General features: G+C 71.9%; 4 protein-coding genes. 1 reads left to right on the forward strand and 3 read right to left on the reverse strand.

From position 1 onward, the window contains the following. Together ACLEQD_RS38855 and ACLEQD_RS38860 are read right to left on the reverse strand one after the other, a co-directional pair. A partial coding sequence (locus ACLEQD_RS38855; protein WP_410390930.1) for a LysR family transcriptional regulator occupies positions 1–704 on the reverse strand: 704 nt, incomplete at its 3' end. 55 nt (positions 705–759) lie between these two features. After that, entirely contained in the window at positions 760–1,734 is a 975-nt protein-coding gene (locus ACLEQD_RS38860; protein ID WP_410390932.1) for an Ig-like domain-containing protein, read from the reverse strand. A gap of 162 nt (positions 1,735–1,896) precedes the next feature. On the opposite strand from ACLEQD_RS38860, the gene ACLEQD_RS38865 reads away from it, so the two are divergent. Next, a complete protein-coding gene (locus ACLEQD_RS38865) occupies positions 1,897–2,340 on the forward strand; it encodes an FBP domain-containing protein (protein ID WP_410390934.1) in 444 nt (147 codons plus the stop codon). Positions 2,341–2,376: 36 nt separating this feature from the next. Here ACLEQD_RS38865 and ACLEQD_RS38870 read toward each other — a convergent pair. Beyond that, positions 2,377–3,792: alpha/beta fold hydrolase (locus tag ACLEQD_RS38870; RefSeq protein WP_410390935.1), on the reverse strand; the 1,416-nt coding region annotated here is incomplete at its 5' end.

The following is a 3,792-nucleotide window of genomic DNA, read 5'->3' on the forward strand; positions in this document are numbered from 1 at the left end:
GCGCGTGCCGAGCGAGCGCGCGGGCCAGGCGGCGGCGCGCGCAGGCGGCCCGTCACCGGCACCGTGCGCGCGCTCCTGCCCTCGCCGAAGAACCACACCTCGTCGGTGCCGGACTCGGCCAGGAGGATGCACTCGTGGCCCGTCAGCGCTTCGGGTGTCCGGGGCGTGCCGTGGCGGCTCAGGTAGCTGGGGCTGGCGTAGTAGCCCGTGCGCACGCGCCCCAGCCTGCGCGCCATCAGCGACGAATCCGCGAGCGGTCCGGTGCGCAGCGCCAGGTCGTACTCCTCCGCGATGAGGTCCACGTGCGTCTGCGCGAGCGACACCTCCACGCGCAGCCGGGGCTGGTGCAGGAGCAGCTCCGCGATGACGGGCGTGAGCAGTTCGCCCAGCAGGGACAGCGTGGCGATGCGCAGCGTCCCCTGGGGCGTGCCGCGCGACTCGCTGACGGCCGCGTTCACCTCGCGGGCCTCGGCGACGAGCCGCGCGCAGTGCGCGTGGTAGTCGCGGCCCGCCTCGGTGAGGCGGAGCCTGCGCGTGTTGCGCTCGAGCAGCCGGATGCCCAGGCGCTCCTCCAGGGCCGCCAGCCGGCGGCTCACCGTGGACTTGCGCAGGCCCAGGCGCTCCGCCGCGGAGGTGATGCTGGCCGCCGCCACCACCTCCGCGAAGAGGAGCATGTCATCCAGCAGGGGCGGGTGGGCGGCCACGAGGGCCAAGCCTATGCCCCGGCGGCAAGGGGCGCGAGCCTCTCGCGCACGGCCGTCAGTCGTTGGCCGCGCCCGCGAGGATCCACGAGCGGACCAGGACGTTCAGGCCCGGGTGCTGATCGAAGTACTCCGGCTTGCCGACGGGCATGCGGTCTCCGCACCCCGTGCCCTCCATCTTCCGCACGAGCGCCGAGTTGTCCGGGTCGCCGGGCGCGACGCGCATGAGCGTGCCGCAGGCCCTGGCGGTGACGTTGATCAGGCTGGCGTGGCTGCTGTCCGCCGCGAGGCTCAGGTTGCCGGCCTTGCCGTGACACTTCGTGCATTCCACGGAGCCCCACACGGCCTGGACGTCCGTGCCGTAGCGGGGCACCGACACGGGCAGGGTGACGGTCCGCACCACGGGCAGGCCCACGCCATCCGAGACGCTCACGGAGAAGGTGAACGCGGTCTGGGTCGCGACGACGGGCGAGTACCACTGCGCGCTCGGGCCGTTGGTGCCACCCACCCAGGTGCCCGCTGGGCTCGGGGCGGTCTGCGTCCACGCGTAGGTCAGCGCGTCGCCGTCCGGGTCGCTCGCGGTGACGGTGAGCGTGCCGGTCGCTCCAGCCACCAGCGACGTGGGCGCGGAGATGCTCACGGTGGGCGCCTGATTGCTCTTGCGCACGGCGACGTCGATGGTGCCCTCGCTGAAGCCGCCCCTGCCGTCGCTCACGGTCACCTTCAGCGTGAAGCTCTGGGCGCTGTCCACGTCGGGCGCGGTCCAGGAGGGCTGGGCCGCGGAGGGGTTGTCGAAGGTGCCCGCTGGGGAGGCAGGCAGCTGTGTCCAGGTGTAGGTGAGCGCGTCTCCATCCGTATCCGACGCCTCCAGCGTCATCGCGACGGGCGTGCCGGAAGTCACGCTCGACGCCTGGACCGTGGGACCACTGACGGCCGGAGGGGTGTTGGGGACGGGAGAAGCCTCATCGCCGCAGGCGATGCCTCCCAGCCCGATGACCAGCACGGGCAGCACGAGTCGTAAGGGAAGGTGCATGGGGGAACCTCGGAACACGGGTGCCTGCCAAACTGGTATGCGGTGGTCATTTCAACCCAGTGTCCTGAGGGGATGGACAAGTCAGGCTGACGCACGTTCAGCACGTTCTTGAAGGCAGGCAGGGAAGCGAACGCCATGTTCCGCATCGAGTCAGAGAAAGAGTTGCTGCGCGCATTCCGCTCCAGGGATCGCAAGTACGTCGAGCTGCCCAAGGGCACCCAGCTCCCGCTCTTCGTGCGGGACTACCTCGCGTGGGTGGATCCGTATGGGGTGCGCGTCTTCCTGGTGTTCGTCGCGCCGGGGAGCAAGCACCTCACGGGCATCGCCTTCCGCCGGGCTCAGCAGGGGGACCCCACCCTGGCGCCCAAGATGTGTGACTGGTGCTGGACGTCCACGGACGCGGAGATCGGCCTGCTCACCACGGATGTGGACTCGAAGCGCCGGGTGGGCGTGAACCTCTGCCTGGACCTGCGCTGCGGGGAGCGGCTGCAGGCCCAGGCGGACCGGGCCGGACGCAGCACCCTGGACGAAAACGCCCAGTTGATTCAACGCATGGCGCGCTTCGCGGCCGAGGCGTTGGGGTACGAGCCCGGGGCGGACGAGTGAGGCGCGGGCCCGCGTCCGGGCCCGCGCTCGTTCGCGCTACCGCGCTGTCAGGTGGTGGAGGAGCCGCTCCGCCACGGTGGACGCATGGGGGGCGCTCAGCATCGTGTAGTGGTCGCCCGGCACCTCGTACCGGGTGACGGACCCCGTGAGCCACGTGCTCCAGTCGGGCTCCCCGGAGGCGGTTCGCGCGGTGGCGGCCTGGAAGAGCAGCGTGGGCCCCGAGTAGCCGCCGCCGGGCACGTAGCCGCGCTGCGCGTCGTAGAGCCGCGAGTGCAGGGCGAACAGGTGCGCCGCGCCGTCCAGGTCCAGTCCGAGGTCGTTCGCGGGCGCGCTCCGGAGCTGCTCCAGGACGTAGGCGAGTTGTTCGCGTCCCTCCAGGCGTCGCAGCCGGTCCAGGTCCAGGGACAGCTCCTGCCAGGGCAGCCCGAGCGTCCGCGCGAAGAGCGCCAGCATCCCGAGCGGATCCGGCGCGGGACGGGGCTGGGGCGTGGGCACGGTGGAGTCCATGAGGGCCAGCAGCTCCACCGGCTCGCCGGTGAGCTGGAGCTGACGTGCCATCTCCAGCGCGACGAGCCCGCCGAAGGACCAGCCTCCCAGCAGGTACGGCCCTCGCGGCTGCACGGTGCGGACCTGGGCGAGGTAGTCGCGTGCCAGCGCTTCGATGGAAGCGGGAGGCAGGGCTCCGCCGTCCAGCCCCGATGCGGACAGACCGTAGACGGGCCGGTCGTTGCCCAGCTGTCGGACCAGCTCCGAGTAGCCCAGCACGCTGCCGCCACCCCCATGGACGAGGAAGAGCGGGCGCGCGCTGGAGGTGCCCGCGTCCAGTCGCACGAGGTTGGGGGGAAGCGCGGTGGCCTCCTGGCTCACCCTGCGCGCCAGCTGCTCCACGGTGGAGTGCTGGAAGAGGGCGGCCATGGGGATCATCTGGCCCGTGTGCTCGCGGATGGCCGCCATCAGTCGCAGCGCGAGCAGTGAGTGGCCACCGAGGTCGAAGAAGCTGTCGGTGACGCTGACGCGGGGCACGCGCAGCACCTCCGCGAAGGACCGTGCCAGCTGTTCCTCCAGGGCCGAGCGGGGCGCGACGTAGGCGTCAGCCGGGGTCGCGGACTCGGGAGCGGGGAGGGCCTTGCGGTCCACCTTGCCGTTGGCGTTGAGGGGCAGGGCGTCCAGGCGGCACACGGTGGACGGCACCATGTAGTCGGGCAGCCGCTGCTTGAGGAACGCGCGCAGCTCGGCCATGTCCAGGGTCGCGGGAGCGACGACGTAGGCGACGAGGCGCTTGTCGCCGGGCACGTGCTCCCGGGTGATGACGACGGCCTCGCGCACGTCGGCGTGGGCCAGGAGCGCGGCTTCGATTTCAGCCAGCTCGATGCGGAAGCCACGCACCTTCACCTGCACATCCGCGCGGCCGAGGAACTCCAGCACGCCGTCGTCCCGCCAGCGGCCGAGGTC

This window comes from Corallococcus sp. 4LFB (genome assembly GCF_046520365.1).
In the GTDB taxonomy this organism is placed as follows: Bacteria; Myxococcota; Myxococcia; order Myxococcales; family Myxococcaceae; genus Corallococcus; species Corallococcus caeni.